At 39.9% G+C, this 20,002-nt stretch carries 14 protein-coding genes and 1 tRNA gene; 14 read left to right on the top strand and 1 reads right to left on the bottom strand.

The window, feature by feature from the left end; genetic code table 11:
• Positions 1–64 precede the first annotated feature (64 nt).
• The 3 genes from HMO_RS15820 (at position 65) to HMO_RS0111150 (ending at position 3,885) form a co-directional block, all read left to right on the top strand.
• A complete protein-coding gene (locus HMO_RS15820) occupies positions 65–1,150 on the top strand; it encodes an HD domain-containing protein (RefSeq protein ID WP_010303038.1) in 1,086 nt (361 codons plus the stop codon).
• A gap of 353 nt (positions 1,151–1,503) precedes the next feature.
• The gene (locus HMO_RS0111155; RefSeq protein WP_010303024.1) at positions 1,504–2,007 is read left to right on the top strand and encodes an F-box-like domain-containing protein; all 504 of its coding nucleotides are present in this window, start codon (positions 1,504–1,506) and stop codon (positions 2,005–2,007) included.
• 195 nt (positions 2,008–2,202) lie between these two features.
• Positions 2,203–3,885 carry an F-box-like domain-containing protein gene (locus tag HMO_RS0111150; protein WP_010303022.1) on the top strand — a complete coding sequence of 561 codons (1,683 nt, stop codon included), beginning with the start codon at positions 2,203–2,205 and terminating at the stop codon, positions 3,883–3,885.
• Between the two features lie 255 nt (positions 3,886–4,140).
• Here the strand turns inward: HMO_RS0111150 and HMO_RS17265 are convergent, their stop codons facing one another.
• The gene (locus HMO_RS17265) at positions 4,141–4,275 is read right to left on the bottom strand and encodes a hypothetical protein (protein ID WP_010303020.1); all 135 of its coding nucleotides are present in this window, start codon (positions 4,273–4,275) and stop codon (positions 4,141–4,143) included.
• Between the two features lie 964 nt (positions 4,276–5,239).
• Between HMO_RS17265 and HMO_RS0111140 the strand changes: the two genes are divergently transcribed.
• The 11 genes from HMO_RS0111140 (at position 5,240) to HMO_RS0111090 (ending at position 19,512) form a co-directional block, all read left to right on the top strand.
• Positions 5,240–7,075 carry an SEL1-like repeat protein gene (locus HMO_RS0111140; RefSeq protein ID WP_029448979.1) on the top strand — a complete coding sequence of 612 codons (1,836 nt, stop codon included), beginning with the start codon at positions 5,240–5,242 and terminating at the stop codon, positions 7,073–7,075.
• A 518-nt stretch (positions 7,076–7,593) separates the two neighbouring features.
• The gene (locus HMO_RS0111135) at positions 7,594–11,631 is read left to right on the top strand and encodes an FAD-dependent oxidoreductase (RefSeq protein WP_139016878.1); all 4,038 of its coding nucleotides are present in this window, start codon (positions 7,594–7,596) and stop codon (positions 11,629–11,631) included.
• Positions 11,632–11,919: 288 nt separating this feature from the next.
• The gene (locus HMO_RS17590; protein ID WP_280956262.1) at positions 11,920–12,042 is read left to right on the top strand and encodes a hypothetical protein; all 123 of its coding nucleotides are present in this window, start codon (positions 11,920–11,922) and stop codon (positions 12,040–12,042) included.
• 438 nt (positions 12,043–12,480) lie between these two features.
• The gene (locus HMO_RS0111125) at positions 12,481–13,515 is read left to right on the top strand and encodes a hypothetical protein (RefSeq protein WP_010303004.1); all 1,035 of its coding nucleotides are present in this window, start codon (positions 12,481–12,483) and stop codon (positions 13,513–13,515) included.
• Positions 13,516–13,570: 55 nt separating this feature from the next.
• Positions 13,571–13,647 (top strand) — tRNA-Arg (locus HMO_RS0111120).
• A gap of 15 nt (positions 13,648–13,662) precedes the next feature.
• Positions 13,663–14,724 carry a metal-dependent hydrolase gene (locus tag HMO_RS15815; protein WP_010303002.1) on the top strand — a complete coding sequence of 354 codons (1,062 nt, stop codon included), beginning with the start codon at positions 13,663–13,665 and terminating at the stop codon, positions 14,722–14,724.
• 125 nt (positions 14,725–14,849) lie between these two features.
• Positions 14,850–15,827: an SDR family NAD(P)-dependent oxidoreductase gene (locus HMO_RS0111110; RefSeq protein WP_010302994.1), complete on the top strand. Its 978-nt coding sequence runs from the start codon at positions 14,850–14,852 to the stop codon at positions 15,825–15,827.
• A gap of 9 nt (positions 15,828–15,836) precedes the next feature.
• Positions 15,837–16,796 (top strand): ACP S-malonyltransferase, encoded by a 960-nt coding sequence (gene fabD, locus HMO_RS0111105; protein WP_010302991.1) that lies wholly within the window; start codon positions 15,837–15,839, stop codon positions 16,794–16,796.
• 13 nt (positions 16,797–16,809) lie between these two features.
• Positions 16,810–17,547 carry a 3-oxoacyl-[acyl-carrier-protein] reductase gene (fabG, locus tag HMO_RS0111100; RefSeq protein ID WP_010302988.1) on the top strand — a complete coding sequence of 246 codons (738 nt, stop codon included), beginning with the start codon at positions 16,810–16,812 and terminating at the stop codon, positions 17,545–17,547.
• A 57-nt stretch (positions 17,548–17,604) separates the two neighbouring features.
• Positions 17,605–18,489 (top strand): lysophospholipid acyltransferase family protein, encoded by an 885-nt coding sequence (locus HMO_RS0111095; RefSeq protein ID WP_010302985.1) that lies wholly within the window; start codon positions 17,605–17,607, stop codon positions 18,487–18,489.
• A 228-nt stretch (positions 18,490–18,717) separates the two neighbouring features.
• Positions 18,718–19,512 carry an F-box-like domain-containing protein gene (locus HMO_RS0111090; protein WP_010302982.1) on the top strand — a complete coding sequence of 265 codons (795 nt, stop codon included), beginning with the start codon at positions 18,718–18,720 and terminating at the stop codon, positions 19,510–19,512.
• The last annotated feature ends 490 nt before the right edge of the window (positions 19,513–20,002 follow it).

Here is a 20,002-nt window from a genome sequence, read left to right as displayed (position 1 = left end):
CTCAGAATTATAAATAGGGATGCTATTAAGTGATACATGAGTTCCAGGAAAGGACGAGGTTTATATGAATAAGTATTCTATAAAATACAAGCTGCAGCTGCTTTCTACAGCTGTCATGTTGACCTTATCACCATCTGCCGCTTTAACCGTGGCTGATGTTTATCCTTTTCAAGCCCTTGGCTGTCCCAAAGAATTCACTCAAGTGGCTACCCATCTTTCCCCTAGCGAATTAGAAGCCTGTTCTGTACCGCGTCTAGCAAATGACGGACAGTCTTCATATCCGGCAGTCCCGCTTTCATTCTCCTACTTGATTGCGCCGGATCAGGAGGCGGTCGCCCTTAATCGGCGAACGCCTTCTTTACTATATTTATCCACTCATCTCATTCATACTGCCGATAGCGGTAATATTAGCCCTGAGTTTTCCGATAGAAATGCGAACATCTTTCAACTAGCTCATCCCTCTTCTCAAAGCTTATGGACGAAATTAAAAGGACAAGTTCACCGGATGCGGACCTTACAATGCATTAGCTCCCTAAAAAAAAGAAGAGACATCGCCAGAGAAGCCGTGGAAGCTTATGCCCCCCTTGCTGCTTGCATGGGCATGAAGCATGTTAAGGATGAGCTGGAAGACCGGGCCTTTAAAGTTCTCGATCCTGCAGCCCATAGTTTTATTCAAAGCCGTCTAAAATCTGTGGTGGGAAATGCCGAATACATGGTGACCGCAACGACACATATGCTCAGACAAGTGTTAAAGAGAGCACAAATTACCCCCCTCCACGTTAATGGCCGCAGAAAGACTCCCTATTCTATCTGGAGGAAAATGCTGCACAAGCATGTAACATTTGACCAATTATCAGACATTATGGGATTCAGGATTATTGTTCAGAATCTATCGGAAGCCTATCAAGTTTTAAACGTCCTCCATGATACTTTTCGGGCGATCCCCGGTCGTGTAAAGGATTACATCTCACAACCTAAAGCAAATGGTTACCAATCTCTCCATACTTGCTTAATTGGGCCTTTTAATAAAGTTATTGAAGTCCAGATCCGCACCCCTGAGATGGATGAAGCGGCGGAATACGGAGCTGCTTCTCATTGGCGGTATAAACAACAAGCTGCACTTAATAGCCTGTCTCACCCATGGCTATAACAGCAGCAAGACCTTAAGTTTTGTTTTATTTCCAATAATGACAGAAAACTTATAACCATTATACCCTTGAAGCAATAGTTTCCTTTTACTTATAATAATTTTTGTAATATACCCAGCACATATTACATCCATCTTATTTAGAAAATCTTGAGAAACAGAATAGTTAGTCAAGCATTTAACAAAAAAATACTTATTATAAAATATATTTAAAATTTATTATTTACTGCTATATTTTCCTCTGTGAATTATGCTGTCTTTTAAGTCAGCATTGATTTAAATCTTGAAAAATATTTCCGATACCTATCATATTTATAAAATAACTACAAACTTTAAGCTACAAAAAGGTAATAATCATGCTCACCCTCCCCAAAAGCTTCTTCGCTTTTATTATTATTTTAAGCCTTCCCCTTTTCTTGTTTAATGCTAGCGCGAGCGATGATTCAACGACTAGGGTGGTAGTACTCAACCAAGACACTTTTACTCCTGCTTTACATTCTGATCCTTTATCAAGTCTTCCAGCTGAGCTGCAGTACCACATCTTACAGTTTCTATCTCCTGAGGATTTATGTCGACTTTCCTTAGTCAGTCATGTTTGGCACATTTTAACGAAAGACGAAAACTTGTGGCGTCGGCACAGTCATGTACTAGGTGTTATTTCTAACCAGCCACATGAAACCTGGAAAGAGGCTTTTATTCTCAAGCAACGTTCCTTATCTCATTACTCACAGCAAACTTCATTAGTCACAGCTAAAGAATTTGAAGATTACCTGATTATAGCGAATAGCTTCAACTTGAGGGAACCATTATGGGATTCCAATGTATGTGGTATCCCCTATGGGGCGTCAGGTCATTTCTAAATAATCCGGATAAGATCTGCAAGTGAACACTGCCGTTGTCTTTTCTAGCTTGCATGAAAGGTCCTGATATTTTAATAGTTAGCTGAATCACGAGCAGAGAACTTTTAATGCTTGGCAGCACGAAACTGTACTCTTAGCTCACCGTCAGCTCAATAATAACTTAACAGGATCCTCGTAAGGTGATGGGGAAAAACAATGAAAAATCTTTATAACTCCTTCAAGCTATTTGTCTACATTTTATTGGTCTCTAACTTTATCATCGGGCCAGCGAACAGCAGTGAAGCTTTAAAAGAAGCTTCGCCAATAGACGCGAACACTGAAACTGCTAGCTATTCTGCACCTCCGATTAAACGGCAAAGAGGCAACTCTTATCAGCCCGACCTAAAAACGTCAAGTTTACCCCGGCTAACAGCACGAACTTCCTTGCCGGCAAGAAACAGCAATTTTAGCTGCTCAGTCCATAAAAGAACCCGAAAGGAAACAGAGGAAGGGATTATCTCCTCTTCAGATGCCTTATCAAGGTTAGGAGTTTTTCCTTTGTCTGAGGGGGTTGATGATATGAGAGAATCAGGATCGCCCTATCCGTCGGTAAAGCATATAAGTTCTGAACTCGAAATAGAAGCTCTAGTAGACGCAAGCCCCATTTCAGAATCGAGATCATTACTTTTATATGACAGGACACTTAACGTTTATAACGTTAAAGATCTTTTAATGGACTTACCTGGAGAGGTGCAACAATATCTTTTGACTTTTCTGTCTCCACCCGATCTTGCGGCTATGGCTCGGTGCAGCCGCCTATGGTATAGCCAGACTCAAGATGATTATATATGGCATCAAATTGCTAAGAGCTATAAGATCGCGGTTCGCTCTGGATGCCAAACCTGGCGTGAGGTTTGTCAACGGTTTGCCCTTTTACCTAAGTCTTTTAAGGGTTTAAAAGCCATGCTCCTGCAAGAAGAAATTCAAGAAATGCTAGGCGTTTCCCCTGGCGGTGCATTAATTCTTTCATACGTTGAGCAGTTAAATGATTTTACGCCTCCCTTAGGCCATGAACTGTATCTAAAGCTAAGGAAACTTATTTTGCTTCCTCATAAATCTTTAAGAAAGCTTAAGAGTTTCCTGGCCATAAAATTTTGTGAGTCTTCAACTATTTTATCCCTTGAGGCAGTTAGGAACTGGCTGCAAGGCTGCAGCATATATTCGCTGCATTGGAAAAATGAAGACCTAATCCGCGCAGCTTACTATTTGAACCCGAGCTTTAACGAGGAAACCTATAAACGCTTAGTTCCCTTTAGCAAGGATGAGCGAGAACTAAAAAGATTTCAATATTTCCGCAACTTTTTAACTTTCATTCATAATTTCTTACACACCTACCTGGAAGAAAATAGAAATCTAATGCCGCCTTATATTCAGTGGCTGGAACAGGGGTTTACAAAACTTGAAGGAAGCTTTTCAAACACTGAGAATAACTCTTTACTGGAACAAGAAAATATAATGAGAAGCACGAGATTACTGCTGAAGATAAAAGGTAGCGATGCGGCTACTATAATTTTTCATACGTTTATTCCCAGGAAACCAAGACTCTCCATAACGAGCGCCCACTTTAAAGAAGGCTATCTCCTCCCCTCCCACTTTGTGGCGACAATAACAAATGCTGGTCTGGAGCTGAATGCCCCTTTTGATGATTTAATCCTTAAAGCCTACGAGCAAAAATTACCGATTCTAATCTCTCATGAAGGCACCCTCCCCATAGCGATCCAAGACGATGATCCCCTTATTCCCCATATTAAATGTTACCAACTGATAAACAATTACATTGAAGACTATAAAGCCGCGCATCCTGAGAATGAAAATCTTGACGAAACTGTTGTCGATTAAAGTAATTAAACCGTTGCTGCAGAATTTTATGGGCACAGGGCTCCAATAGTTCTTCATATTTTACGGATACCGGAGAGCTGGTGACCCCCCTTTTGTACTAGAAGGCAACTATTCTTGCCACGGTTGCCGTTATTAGCAAAGCCTTTACCTTTTAGCCTCTCTGTGGGTCCGCATTAAAGCAGTTCGCTCATCCGTGGCACCAGGAGTAATCCTGACAGCTATGATCTGCTCTTGAGGATTAAGGACAAGATGCAGCTAGCTTAAGGCCAAGGAACCTCCCATGGTGATCTTACCCCGCTGGGTGAGTCCCTCAAAGGCTTTATGATTAAAAATGTGCTGATTGCGACCGACAAACCTTAAAGCTAGTAGAGCAATCAATATATAGGCCAATTTGTTCGCCTTTTAAGCAGGGGAGCAAGATTGTCAAGGGCACCAGCATTTACTTTTCTAAGGGCAAAAATTTTTGATAACGCATGATAAAGTTTGCAAAAATCCGCAAAACAAACACATAAGCTTGTGATGATAACAATCGACATGGCTAGATTCTTTCTCTTTTTATCATTAAGACTCAAGCCATTTTTCTTATCTTTATCTTTGCGAAAATTCGCCCTACTTTTTCTTAACAGCAGCTTTTCTATAATTTAACCCTGATCTTAAGCCTTATGTGCATTAGATAAGCGCTACAATATAGTATTATCCTGGTACTTTTCCTGAAAATTGCAAACAAGTCAAATAATCTTAAACTACCTTAAACTCAAATTATTATCGAATTGTACTGTATTTTTAAAAGAATTCTTGCAAAAGTTGATTAAGTCGGCTATTTCCTTTAATGAGGGGAAGAATAAGCAAGTAAAAATTTTTAAAGAGTAGAAGGTTTAGACAAGGATAGAAGCTATACTACAGGCATGCTCACACCTTTCAGGTACTCAAACTAAATTGCGATTAAGACCATCCTGTAGTCTATATTATGGAGCGGCCTCATTAGAAGAGCATATCTACCTAAACTCCTTACTTCTCTTTAAAGAGCCAGATAATAGAGAGAATAAGAATAGTGATTAACTATAAAGACTTACTTAAACCATAGAACGTTTTAGCTAAGAAGGATGACATAAAAGATTCTTTTTAGAGTTATACACGGCTAAACATTTAAAAAATGTTAGAGCGTTAGTATGGAATCAATTTATAAGGTTAATTACGTCTTTAAATGGATGAGGCTAAATTAAGCCACAGTTAGATAAGCAGACATAAAGTATACTTAGATGCTCATCAGATTTATGTATGTCTAACCTTTCCCATTTAGAATTCTTATAATCTCGAAGTTAAGAAAACCTTTGAAGAATTAGGAATTATAACGATGCATTCAACTTTACAGATATCGGTTTGGCGAAAGGCAGTAACTTATTTCACTATTATATGTCTCTTAAGTCCTAGTTTTGCTCCAGCTATGGAACCAGATCATATAAATACCAGCGTTGAAGGAAGTACTCGTATGTATAGGGTAGCTATATCAGAAATACATACTACACAGGATGAAAAAAGCGAAGTATCCTGTGAATGTGAGGGGGAAGTATCTTTCACAATTAACCATCATAACGCAAATCAAAAACAGTTAGATTGGTTATCGCTTTTCATGCCTGTGCCTTCAGCTTTGATTTCTCCTATCCTTTCCTATCTAGATAATAAAGACTTATTTCAACTACGAGAAGTTAACCAATTTTTCAACAGGAAGGTCATGGAGACCCTTCGCGAGCGCATTTCAAATTACTATAACAGCCCTCAAGTTCTCGCTAGTAACCCTAAATATACTTATTACGCCTTACTCTCAAAAAACCTTGGCCTTTTAAATCGGCTATCTCAGCATAGTACGGAGGATAGCGCGCCAAAGCCAAAACTGCATCAATTAGCTCACTATGCTCGCCTCAAATTAAGCGAGCAGGAAATTTCTTCTCCTAGGCTTCCTAGGCTTCCTAGGCTTCCTAGGCTTCCGCTTTATAAAGTGAAGCTCTCGGACAAGGATAAGGAGCTTAATGATCTATACGAGAATATCTGTAAAGGAAATATAGAGGCTTATTACCAACTAGTAGCTGAGGCAGATCAAAATTATTTAGCTGCAGGCTTGCTCCTCCGTTACTTAACAACCGTTGGGAAATCTATAATGGGTACCACCTTATTACTCAAGGATGCGCGAGTCAAATATCTTCTCCCATGGATAGAAAATATAAGAGGAGCAGCTAGTAATGGACACCCCTATGCTCAAGACATTTTAGCTGTATTATATGGAGAAGGGGTATTAATTAAATCTTGCCAATCTCAGGCACTTTACTACGCAGAACTTGCAGCAGATCAATCCTTCTCTAGAGGTCAAGAATATTTAGGGCATCTGATTTCTAGAGACTCACCGCAGGATGCCAATTACCATTTCTTATTAGCTTTTGAAAATGGTTCTCTTTATGCAGCCCGCAGGTTAGCAATACAACTCTTTTCCGCTTCAGAGCCTTCACATAAAGAATTATCTCGCACAATTTTAAGTTATGCAGCATTTTGTGGAGAGCGAGATTCACTGGCCTTACTTGCTGAGCAAGATAAAAAAGATAGCAGTCAAGAATTAAATGATCAGTACACCAATCATTTAATTAAGGGCAACCACGTATTAGGCTTTTACAGAGAGGGAATAAGAAGTTTTGAAGCATGGAAAGACCACAAGCAAAGCCGTGATGATCTGTGGCTCCTCGCTGAAGAAGCATTCTATAAATTTATTCAACATTTCCAGATCGTAAACTATTCGGATTTTGCTGCAGAAGGATTTAACAAGCTTCTACTTAAGAAAGCTTATATTAAATTAGGCAAATTATGGCTTAGCAAGCAAAATCTTGATAATCCTAGAAAATCTTTTAAACCTTCAAAGGAAATCGGATTAAAGCATTTAGCTGTAAAATGTGAAGAAATTCTGGGTAATCCACTTTATCTTACCGGAGAAAAAAACAGGAAGACTTGGATTAAGTTTTTCCTGTCTTTGACTCAATCTATTGAGAACAATAAGCATAATAAGAGTGCAGCCAAACAGCGTTTTTACTCACGAATATTATCAGAAATCTATCTTAAATTAATTAAAGCATTAAATTATAAAAAAATACTTCTTCTAGTGAGAACCGCTTCCCTGAAGTATTACAACAGATTAAAAATTTATTAGGCTCTAATCTGCAACAATTAAAAGAGGAACAAGTTTTTACTGCTCCTCACCAATCCTTTATATTAGTAAAAGATTTTCACCATTATCGAAATCTAATTTTATTGTGCAATTCGCAAGCAATCTCCAAGAAGGAGATATCATTCAGTAAGATAAATTATTATGCTAACTTTAATTATCTTTATAATGAACTTTATAAAGAATATGGGTCTCATAATTCCTTAGAGCAGATCACAAAATTATTATTTGGATTGAAAAGTTTCGCGCTAAAATATTGGGATATATTCTTATTTCCTCCCCAACTTTCTAGTCCTAAAAAAATTAAGAAGTTCATAGCAGAAAATAGTAAAATTTACTATTTCTATTTATCAATTTTAAGGAAACAAGATAGTTTTCCGACAAAAACTAATCTAGCAATTGATGAGTTTGCTCGACGCCTAAAAAAGATCCTGATCTATACTTCTATCTGGAATCTGGACATCGAGAAATTAATAAGCAGTAATTCGAATTCCCGGAAAAACATGACGGTTGTACTTATTAAAAAGATCCTTACAACTGCTTCAAAGCCTTTTATGGATGGTTTATTGAAGTCGTATGAGAACGCTGAAAAGTCTAAAGTAGCTCTCAATTCAAAGATAGGAATAAATACTAAAGGATTGATAAGTAAGTACATTAGGAATTTTGCTGATATTATTAGATGTGCTCATTATGCTGAAAATTCAGATCGGGAGAATGCCCATAAAGCTGGGAAGCAAGCAATTTTAAAAGGAAGCTTTGAAAACTTCATAGTCATTATAAAAGCTCCTTGGATTAATATAGAATTTAGGAAAAAATTCCTTGAAGTATTCGATAAAAAATTTCAGCAAGGTATACAAAATAAGTCTATATCATTACTTACCCCTGAATCTCTTTCTGTTGTGTCTAACAGTTACTACCATGGAAGTTTAGTTTTCCCTGTAGACCATGAAAAAGCACGCAATTGGTATACTTTAGCGTTTAGAAATAATTCTAGAAAAGCAATTTGTAACTTAGTTGATATTTTCTGGGGATCTAATTGTTCAGACTTAATTATTAAAACAGGCATTCTACAATTTTATCAAGATCTTATTGATAAGAAATTGGACTCTCAACATGTTGCCAAACTGCACCAAGCTCAGATTTTTATTGAGTTAGAGAAATATGGAGAGGCATATGCCGTACTGAATGATTCATTAATTAATGAGAAGATTGGCGATAAAAGGAGAACTGATTATTTTTGGTCTATTATTGAGAGTAAAAGAGAGCAATACCGCTTTCTAGAGAAGAAGAAAGCGCTTCTTGCCGTGATTCACAGTCAAGAACCCCTTTCTAAACGGGCTCGGGCAGCTTATGATCTAGCTTGTTTATATATGTGGGGTGGCTACGATAAACAAAGATCACTTTATAATACGCTACGCTATTTCAATTTAGCTCTTAGTTTAGGTAGTACCCGTAGTGACTTCTTTCTAACTGTTATCCGCTATCATTTGCCGCATCTTCAGTGGGATAATGGAACAATTCTTTATGATAGTGAGAAAGAATGGTTTGTAAAGTCTCTTAAACAACAAGCCACTACACCCTCTCAAACTGTGCAGCAAACATTGGATGCACCCACTTTCACAATACCTGGAGCAAGAGAAGCCAAAGAGATAATGACTAATTTTGACCATTTATGCCAAAATAGCCAGGGGCATATGGGCTTAATTCCCGCTTTATTCTATAAATACGGTATTGGTGGCTTTACTCCCTCTTTAGGAAATTGTATCGAATGGTTGCGGAAGACGGCTCCTTATGAACCACTGGCTAAGGTCTTTTTGAAGAAAATGTATCCTGTTTTTCAGATCTTAGGTCAAAAAGAATTAAGCTTCTTGCTTAAAAATAGAATTTACACTGAAAGCAGACCCAAGCTTGTTATTGTAGGTGCTGGTATCTCGGGTATCATGAGTGCCCTTCTAGTAGCACGACTAAAAAATCCCGATGAAAGCCCTTTATTTGATATCCATCTTTTTGAAAAAGAGGCTCAATTGTTTGATGGTGCCAGCAAGCTAATCTCCCGCCTTCATCTAGGAGGAGAATATCCAAAAGACGAACAAACTGCCCGCCAATGTCTTCGTGCTGCTGTCCTAATCCGCCAAATGTTACCAACGGACCTCTATTTAACCTCTAGAAAAGCAATTGACTTCATTGTAGCAGAAGAAAGCCAGTCAACCTTTGATGAGCAAGATCACTTAACTTTAGAGCAACTAAAAACCCACTATAAAACTTTATTAAAGGATTATAAAAGATACTATGATGAGTTAAAACTTCTTTGGGGAGAACAAGTAGATGATAAGCTGTTTGGACCTCCGCAACAATTCATCTCTAAGGTGTCCAAAAAAGATTTGGAAGCCATGGGAGTAGGCTCATACTATGCTGGCGGAGTGCATACCCCAGAGCGTGGGTTTCAACCTGTGGCATTGGGAATCCTTTTAGAGCATTTGCTGGCACAAAGACCTAATATTACTATTCATCGTGCTTCCAAGATAGTACATGTTGAACAATTAGCAGACCAAGGATTCCGGCTTGGAGTCGTCTCTCCTACTTCACCACCTTCAACGGTTTATACCAAGTATCTTATAAACGCTGCTTGGGAGAGTGTTCCATACATCAATTCCTTAGTTAAGCGGGGCTCCCAAGAAGGAGAAAATGACAAGGTAGAAACAAGTATTCATCTTCGATCTCTTGCCTTAGTTGAGCCTAAAAAAGATTGCTCTGCTCCAAAGGATCGCAGCCTTTTCGGATTAGTGGGTAAGCATGGTGGTATGGCTTCTTTCTTTAATAATGGTTGTATAAGCCTTTTTGGGCCTAGCGATAAATTATCTTATCAAGGAACTTATAAATTAGATGAAGGTAGTTCATTAACAAATGATCTTCCTATTGAAGCACGTAAGCGTTATGAGGAATTAACCAAAACAGAGGAAAAGATTATAGTAGCCCAACGTATTCTTGGGAATGCTCAAAGAAAATATGCGTTTCTGGAGGGAGCAAAAGTTATTGACCTTATTACAAGGCCAACACTTACCCGCGATGCCGAGCTTCATCAACGTCAACATGCTAATGTAAAATGGATAGGTGCTAATAAAAATTGTTTAGAAGCATTTTCTCCAAAAGGAAGCTTCTCCGTTTTCGTAGCTCTTCAAGTAGTTGCCCACCTTTTAGACCTTGAAGAATTTACATCCGCTCGAAAACATCTTAGCAAAGAGGCTCGTACTATTTTAAAAAATATAAAAGATGGCATTAATTTCAATGGTAATCACTTACCCTTTAAATCAATAATACTCCCCAAAGATTTTATTCTGATCCAGAGCGAAGCAGACTTGCCGCCGGCACAGGAAATTACACAAAGAGCGCGTCGATATGAATTTCATCGCGAGCTTCCTTTTACGGTATCTGAGGAGAATAGCAAAAAGATCAAAGGTACAATGGACAGTTCTGAAAAATTTGCTGCTATCGATTGGGGAGAAAGCATAGATCTTGAGCATCATATTTTAACGCGCGAATTGGTTAAAAAGCTTATAGGGGTGTTAAAGGAAAAAAATGTAAAGCATCTAAAAATTGGAAGAATTGAAGCAAAATTGAAGGGCATACCCCGGCGAAAAAGTAAAAGTAGCGAAAGTGAAGCTGAAAAAAGCTCAGATAACGAAAGCGAAGAGGAAATTAATGAAAATAAAAAAGGGATGCAAAAGGCCTATGTTAAAATTCTTAAAGCTGCTAACTTAAACCCTCATCTAGAAAGCTTGACCCTCAATGGATGGGACTTAAGCTCTTTAAAAGATATCTCTGCTCTTCAGAAACTGATATTACAATTAAAATCTTTCGCTTTAATAAAAGGAACTTTCCCGAAAATAATAGCACAAGGACTTAGCTTCAGGGATAGTAAGCTACAAACGCTCGGCCTGCTAAAGCTTATCGATTCCTCCGAAGCCATAAATATTATTATTAAGCGTTTATGTCATCTCCGTCATCTTCAGGAGCTTACAATTGTTCATAATGACTACGATTGGGAGAAAGTAAAAGAGATGATCTTAAAACAACCCTCTTTAGAAAGATTGACATTAAGAGGGACACTGTCTTCTTTACCTCCTTTCTCAGATAGTCGAGAAGAAATTGATGCACAATTAAATCAGTCACGCGAACTTCTACTATCGATCACGGGAGCCCCTAACTTGAAATATGTAGACTTAGGGGGAAATGAGTCTCTAAATTTGGTACAAGCTAACCTAGATTATTATCTCACAAATAAGGATAAGAACACTATATCTCCCCAAGACTTGGCTGTAAGTTATTATTATAGCCGCTATAGTGCCAGAAGTTTTCATTTTTCAGCGCAAGTTGAGATAAATCCTGTAGCAGTGGTATCTAGCAACCATAGTGCCAGAAGTGCTGATTCCTTAGCTGAAGGGGAAGTAGATCATGTAGTCACGGTACCTAGCAGCCATAGTGCCAGAAGTGCTGTTTCCTCAGCTGAAGGGGAGGTAGATTATGTAGTAGCGGCACCCTAGCCGCTATAGTGCGAGAAGTGTTAATTCTTACACGGAAGGCATGGTAGACCATATAGTGTCAGCCCATAAAGAATAACTGATAACATAAATTTCTGAAATATAGCGGCCATTGATAATGGCCGCTATTTTCTTACTTCTTATTATTTAGTCGTCCCTGACGTATAGAAGAACTCTTTAGAAGATTACTAAAATTTAAACAAATTTTATACTATAGAATTTTATTGATAGAGTATTATAGACCTTAAGCGCCCTCTCAGTTAATAGATTTTTTACTGATAGGTGAAGAAAATGAGAAGATTAAGTTATCTCCTTATGTTAATCTTTGCAGTTTTAATCGCCTCAAACTTCACCTCTAAGGCCAGTGAAAACAATCAGAGCGACAGACTTGTCCGCAATAAATATGACGCTTAACTGCGCCAATCTACTTTCTTGGCTGTTGCTGGCTTTAGATTTAAAAGCGCGGCAGCAATAATTACAATCCATATAAGTGAGCAGCTGTCTTGGTATCACTTCTTCCAATTTCTTGCAAACTTGCCTTTTATCTCAAATCTCATTTGCTAAGAAACACATAATTTATATTGAATGTTTTATTTAACATTTTAATTTAATTTTGTAATAATTGTACTTGATTGACCTTAAATAATTAGCCTTTAATGAGTTTTTTCTTATTTACCTGTTCATCCTTCCCTAAGAGAATGACATGTTCAAACTTTAGCTTGCTTTGGCCTTTCTTTACGAAGCTGAGTTTTTCATCGTTCTTGACCTTTAAAGCCGTGACGAAACAGGGTCTACGGCCCTGCTACAACTTTTTCCCTGCCTTTATCTTACCCTTACTCGGAGACTTATTTAATGCTTAATAATTTACGATATCTTTGGTTTCTCTCAAGCATCCTTATATTGCCTGCTTGTGCTGCAGAAGACTGCGACTCATCTCTTCCTTTATCTGCTTCTTCTTCACTACAGACATTAAAAGAAACTTTGACTAAATTATCTTCCGCAGACCTTTCGCCAGAAGAAGCTTTAAGTTTGTATTATAAAAACCAGGACATTAGTTTCCTCTGGGGAAGCTTAATGCTTGAGAATCTGGATCTGGTAGAGAACATCTTAGCCTGCGAGACCCTCACTCAAAGGCAAGCCCTGATCAAAAAAGAATTAACACGTCGAGCCATTATAGGGGATCCAATAGCTCAGATTCTTTTTATAGATAGCTACATGCACAATCAGTATGGCATGATCACCACTCCTAAGAATCAATCCATTCTCCTCCTACACCTCACAAATTTCGCTCAAGAAAATCCTCATATACGGCATCTTTTGGTTAAAACATTTAAGGATGGGTATTTTGGCATCGACCCGGATCAGGAATCTTATGCTCAACTAGGAAAAAAGGCTGCCTTGGATTATTATCGTGCACCAGGGGTTGCCGACTTAATTATTGAAGCCATGCGCGAAGAGAGCCTGAACTTTAGATCCCGTGACAGCTATATAGAGCATTATAAAGCGCCCAATAACCATAGCTGGGTTAGAATATCACCTTATACTGATCTCCCTTTTATTGAGGAACTTGCCTTTGAGGAGAACAATAAAAATGCGCAAGTTTTCTTATTAGAATGTTACATCAACCGTAAATATGGGGCTGATCCTCTTAACAGATATGAATTCCGTCAACTGACATCCAAGCTAGAAACCTATGCGGATGAAAATTCTCTTTTAGCAGAACTAATTATGCTGGTGTGGAATCTCAATCTGCTGGAGATTAAGGATTTAAGCTTCTTGGAGCAAGAAAGATTACGCCTGCAGCGCCGATTTTGTTCACAAAATCCAGCGGCTAACACGACCACCTTGTCTACTGTGCCTTTAGAAGACGCCAGCTTGGATGGTTAAAACGCTCTCATCACTCTTGGTTTTAAAGCTTGGTTATGATATTAATAAGTACACTGCGGTCGTAGCTCAGCAGGATAGAGCGACGGATTCCTAATCCGTAGGTCGTGGGTTCGAATCCCGCCGATCGCACCAACTGTATAGGTACCCATGGATCTCATTACCCAAGGCATTCTTGGTGGCGCCATTGCCCAAGCCGGTTATCAAAATAAATTAGGACGTAAAGCTGTTAGCTGGGGAGCTATTATCGGAATGGCTCCTGATATAGATGTGTTTTTGCTTCAGTTTTCCGGTCATCCGATGGCGGAGCAATTATATCATCGTGGCTTTACCCATTCCCTGTTTTTTGCGCCTTTAGCCGCCCCGCTCATCGCTGCCTTCTTATGTAAGATCTACGATAAAAGGGTGCGGTCAGAAAATTATAGTATCTGGCTGTGGTTAGCGTTTTGGTGTCTGATTACTCACCCTTTATTGGATATCTTTACTACCTATGGCACCCAGCTGTTAAATCCTTTAAGTAATTACCGCTTTAGCCTTTCTGGTATCTCTGTTATTGATCCTCTTTATTCTCTGCCGTTACTCTTGGTAACTCTGATAGGTCTATCTAGAAAGATGCAGCGATGGCACAGTCTATTAACTTCCTTTATGCTGCTCTTGACTACCGCATACCTGTTTTATGGAGTTACCTGCAATCAGACAGCCTTATCACGTGCACGCTTAAGCATACTGCCTCATGCCGCAATTAAACTTAACAGCTACCCGACCCTGTTTCAGATCCATGTCCGGCGGCTGGTCGCCCATGTCGGAAATGAGGTATGGATTGCCTATACCTCAACATTTCCTGGGGTAAATTATCCGATCCGATGGGAGAAATATCAGGTAGCAGACCCTGCACTTTGTTCCGATTTTCTAAAAACGCCAGAAGCGCAGATCTATGATTGGTTTTGCGATGACGATTATGCTCTTATCAATTCTGATAATACTCTAAAAATGCATGATTTACGCTTTGGTTTCGTCGGCCCTTCACAATTAGGAATTTGGGGGATTCAAGCAAGAATTGATGCCGGCGGGAAACTTCTTGAAGCTCCTTATAAATTTCACCATTCCACAAAAATTATCCGTGAACATTATTCTTTGCTGTGGGGGCCTATCTGGCAGCTTGGCAGGGCTTCTTTTGGTCATGAAAGCATGCTTTTAGGAATACACCACTAATATTTATTTTTATTAAATTTTTTTAATTTATTTCTTATTTACTCTAAGGAAACCTGCAATTTGCTTGTTGGGTTTATATAAATATGTTAAAAGAGGGGATAAATTAAAGATACGCGAGAGGAAGAATGTCTAAATCCCCGGTCTTTTTAACTGGCTGCGCCGGTTTCATAGGTATGCATACTGCAAAAAGGCTATTAGCCCAAGGCGAAACTGTTGTGGGTGTCGACAATATCAATCCATATTATTCAGTTGAATTAAAGCGCAACCGTTTAAAAGAGCTTGAGCATGAAAACTTTCACTTCTATGAAATAGATATCAGTGACCGGCAGACAATGGAAAAGGTCTGGGCAACCTATGAGCCCAAAAGAGTCATTAACCTCGCCGCCCAAGCCGGTGTACGCTACTCAATTGAAAATCCGTTTGCCTATATTGCGAGTAATATTACAGGATTTCTAGTCATACTTGAACTTTGCCGTCATCAGAAAGATTTCGAAAATCTAGTGTATGCGAGCACCTCTTCTATTTATGGATCTAATACACAGATGCCCTTTACAGAAGATCAAATGACGGCCCTCCCCATTTCACTGTATGCGGCCACAAAGAGCGGCAATGAATTGATGGCCCAGTCTTATAATTACTTATACGGTTTACCGGTAACGGGCCTGCGTTTCTTCACAGTCTACGGGCCGTGGGGTCGCCCAGATATGGCTGCTTTTAAATTTACCAAAGCTATCTTAGCGGGCGAACCGCTTGATCTTTATAATTCTGGTAAAATGAAACGAGACTTTACTTATGTTGACGACATTGTCTCAGGAATAGTCGCAGCCGTTAATACGAAGCCGACGAATAAGAAAGGCGAACGCCATCCTATCTATAATCTGGGTAACAATCGCTGCGAGGATCTCCCAAAAATTATTAGCTTGATTGAAGAAACCCTGGGCAAGAAAGCTCTCATTAACCCCATGCCAATGCAATTAGGGGATGTACAAGAAACCTACGCCAATATTGATAAAGCTAAAGCTGACCTTGGTTATTCCCCTCAGACAACAATTGACCAAGGAATTCCGAACTTTGTTCGCTGGTACATCGATTATCATAAATAAGGACAATAAATGAAATTAGCTCTCACATTTCCGGGACAAGGTTCCCAAACAATTGGTATGGGCAAAGAATTTTATGATAGCTTTGCCATTTCAAGACAGGTGTTTGAAGAAGTCGATGAAACGCTTAATCAGAAATTAAGCTCAATTATCTTTGAGGGAACTTCAGATGAGTTAACATTAACCGAGAATACCCAGCCCGCCTTAATGGCAGTCAGTATTGCAATTATCCGGGCTCTCGAAAGTGAATTAGGGATGCAGCTCGCCTCTCATGTCACCTTAATGGCCGGTCATTCGCTAGGTGAATACACGGCCAACTGTGCTGCCGGCACGTTTACTCTGGCTGATACCGCCCGTCTTTTGCGTATCCGCGGCTCAGCAATGCAAAAAGCGGTCCCGGTAGGGCAAGGAGCCATGGCGGCAATCTTGAACTTACCCATTGAAGCGGTGGAAATTATTGCCATGGATGCAGCGCAAGGTCAAGTCTGTGTTGTTGCCAATGATAACTCCGACGGCCAAGTTGTTATCAGTGGTCACAAGGAAGCGGTGGATCGCGCCATTCCGCTGGCTCTGGAGCGAGGTGCAAAGCGAGCTCTGTTATTGTCCGTTAGCGCTCCGTTTCATAGCCCATTGATGGAGCCCGCTGCCTCAGTCATGGCGGAATCGTTAGACCTAGTGAGTAGCAGCATTCCTAAATGCTCAATATTAACCAATGTTACCGCCAGCTTAGTCAGCGACGATGAAATTCTAAAGCGTTTATTGGTCGAACAAGTTACGGGACGGGTGCGGTGGCGAGAGTCAATGACAGGCCTTCCTTTACATGGTATTACAGACTGTATTGAAGTGGGGGCAGGCAAAGTCTTAACCGGCCTGATAAAGAGATCCGCGCCCGATATCAAAGCCAGCAGCATGAACACAATCGACGATATGAAAATATTTATTGATACCATTGGCAAACAACTTATTACATAAAGGAAAAATGATAATGTTCCAGCTTAATGATCACGTCGCTTTGATAACTGGCGCCACTGGCGGTCTGGGAGAAGCAATTGCCCGCAAACTGTACCAACAAGGAGCAACCGTTGCTCTTTCAGGAACGAGAGAAGCTAATCTTAATCAACTGGCCGCTGATTTAGGGGATCGCGCTCACGTTTTCCCGTGCAACCTAAGTGATGCCGTAGCAGTAGAATCCTTAATTCCTGCAGTTGAAACAAAGCTTGGTAAGCTGGACATCTTAGTCAATAACGCTGGCATTACTCGTGATTCCTTAATTATGCGCATGAAAGATGAAGATTGGGAAAGTGTCATTCAAGTTAATTTAACGTCCACATTCCGTTTATGCCGGGCGGCAACCAAAGGCATGATGCGCCGCCGTTATGGCCGCATTATCAACATTGCCTCCGTCGTGGGCTTTACGGGTAATCCCGGTCAGGCAAATTATTGCGCCTCAAAAGCAGGCATGGTGGGAATGAGCAAGTCCCTCGCTCATGAACTTGCCAGCCGTGGCATTACCGTCAATTGTATTGCCCCTGGCTTTATTGCTTCGGCGATGACTGAGGACTTGCCCGAGACAACAAAGGAGAAAATCTTATCCTCTATTCCCCAGGGTAAGATGGGAACAGCAGAGGATATTGCAGCTGCAGCTGTCTATCTAGCAGCCCCCGAATCAGCTTACATGACAGGGCAAACCTTGCATGTTAATGGTGGCATGGCGATGGTTTAACCAACGCCACGCTTTATTTATTCAGCCACAAGGTTATTAAGGAAGTCATCAGTCTGGATGAGGAAACTCAAACATTTATTTGAATATACTCCGCTTTACCTAATTTATCGTCTGTGTCGTTGGTTGGGATTCAGGCGAACCTCCAATTTAGGAGGACTCATTGGGCGTACTTTTGGGTATTGGTATGCTTGTTTAGCAAAGGTGGCAGACAAGAATGTGAGGCGTGTTTTTCCCCAAGCAACAGCGCAGGAACGCAAGCATATTATCCGCCAAGCTGCCGATAACTTTGGGCGTACTTTCTTTGAATATTTTGTCCTCGATATCGCTGATCAAGACTCAGCCTTTAAATGCAACTGCGTCAATTACGATCAAATTAAACCTTATCTCAGCGGTGACCGTCCTGTTATGCTATTTTCGGCCCACTTGGGAAATTGGGAAATTGGGGCGAAGAATCATGTCGAGCATGGCTTTAGACTCACGCCCATTTATCGAGTTATCAACAACCCGTATGTCGACGCCTTAATTCACCGCTGCCGGGGCTCGATTGTAACCCATCAGATCCCTAAAGGCAAAGGATCGGGGATGGCCTCTATCCGGGCCTTAAAAGCTGGACACCATATGGTGGTATTAGCTGATCAAAAGTATAATGAGGGCATTCTAATTCCTTTTTTTGGTCATGATGCTAAAACAGCAGACGGCTTTGTCAAGCTTGCCATCGCCGCCAATGCCTTAATTATTCCCGTCCACGTTATTCGCCATAATCAGACAGAATTTACTGTTCATTATTCAACGGACATCCTTGATCCAACTGCTCATTCCGTCGAAGAGTGCCTTTTAAAAGTTAACCAACATATAGAAAACTGGATAAGAGATTATCCGGGCCAATGGTTCTGGTTCCATCGCCGCTGGGACAAATCCTTTTACAAAGAGAAAAGAACTTAGGAGTTGCAGTTAAAATTACCCTCTTCCTCCCTTATCTCTCGCTACCATAAGGCTTCACGGCATTAAAAAAACGTGTTAGAGAAAAACCTTATGTTTTTCTTATTTCCCTAAGTAATCGCTTAAGATAATTTTCCATCTTAAGGAGGATTTAAATATGAATAAGTCGTTCAGCTTAATTGGTTTCTTTACTCTTCTGCTAAACTGCAATGGGCATACTGGTGAGCCCCCTTGTCTCCTCAAGAAACTGCTTCCCCTACTCGCAACACTAATATAGCCCACATTAATTCTGTAGTTAACAGCTCTAGTAACTCTACACTGGCAAATGAGCAGGAGAATTTAGGCTCATTTAAACGGTTACCGTCCGAAGTTACCATTTATATACTAACCCATGTCGGCCCCAAAGAATTATATTCTATTTCGCAGAGTTGTAAATTATTAAACATGTATTCTTATGACCCAGAGCTTTGGAAAGATATTAATGTTACCCTTTCTGAGGAAGCCATTCATCCCGATATTTTCTCCATAACCTCTGTTCAACTTCGCAACGGCAAGATGAGTAAGGGCTGTCCCCCTTTTACACAGCTTATTGAAAAGCTACCCCTTTCCCTTCAAAAGCTAGACCTAACATGGTTGAATTTCGATGAGGTTAAATCCATGGGCGCTTCGCTTTCCTCTCTAAGTCGTCTGCTTAACTTGAATGAATTGCATCTGGGCAACAGTGAAGGACGACCCGAAAATATTACTGCCGCGGATTTAATGGGCCTGCGTGACTGTTCGCAGTTTAAAGCGCTCCACCTTTCCTCCCTTGATAAGATAACAAAGCAGGATTTATCTCAACTGAGCAGCTCTCTGACTCAACTAGAAGAACTGCATTTATTTTTCATGCCGCCACTTTCTGCAGCAGATATCGTGCAAGCGTTTCCGCACCTAAGATTATGTAGGATTAATCGCAATATAATACCCAATTCCTCACTTAAGAAACAGAGCAAAAATCCAAGCGATAACGGCAAAAGGGATGAATGAAAAGACTAAACCTTTAAAGAAGATATATAACCTCTTCTCGTCCTATTAACCAGAACAGTCAATAGTCCTCTCCAAGCTGCGGCTGAGTCCTGATATCGAGGGGCTAAGATCAAGGGGAATCTTAGAGTTAAGTTTTTATTTTCTATTCCTTAATAATTTGATTTCATATATTCATCTATAAAAATGTTCTGCAAGACTAAAATAAAAAAATTACGTCAGGGGGGTATAGAGTTAAAATCAGGGACTACATTATTATTTTTTACAATTTATTTTAAAGAAAGGGCTTAAGGCCCATAAATTTAATTTGTTTCCAACCCTCAAGCTAAGCAATTTTAAAATGTTAAACCGTGATAATATTTTCCATATATTCTAGACGACGGTTACGCCCTACCTTATGACTAAGTACACAGTAATTCTAGTCGTTTAATCATCCTTGACAGTGCAAAGATAGAATTTATAAGATTCTCTTTGAAAAGATAGAGGTTTAACT

It is taken from the genome of Candidatus Odyssella thessalonicensis L13, assembly GCF_000190415.1.
Classification (GTDB): domain Bacteria; phylum Pseudomonadota; class Alphaproteobacteria; order Paracaedibacterales; family Paracaedibacteraceae; genus Paracaedibacter; species Paracaedibacter thessalonicensis.
The sequence above is the reverse complement of the archived record's forward strand: the minus strand, read 5'-3'. Positions and strand labels throughout refer to the sequence as shown.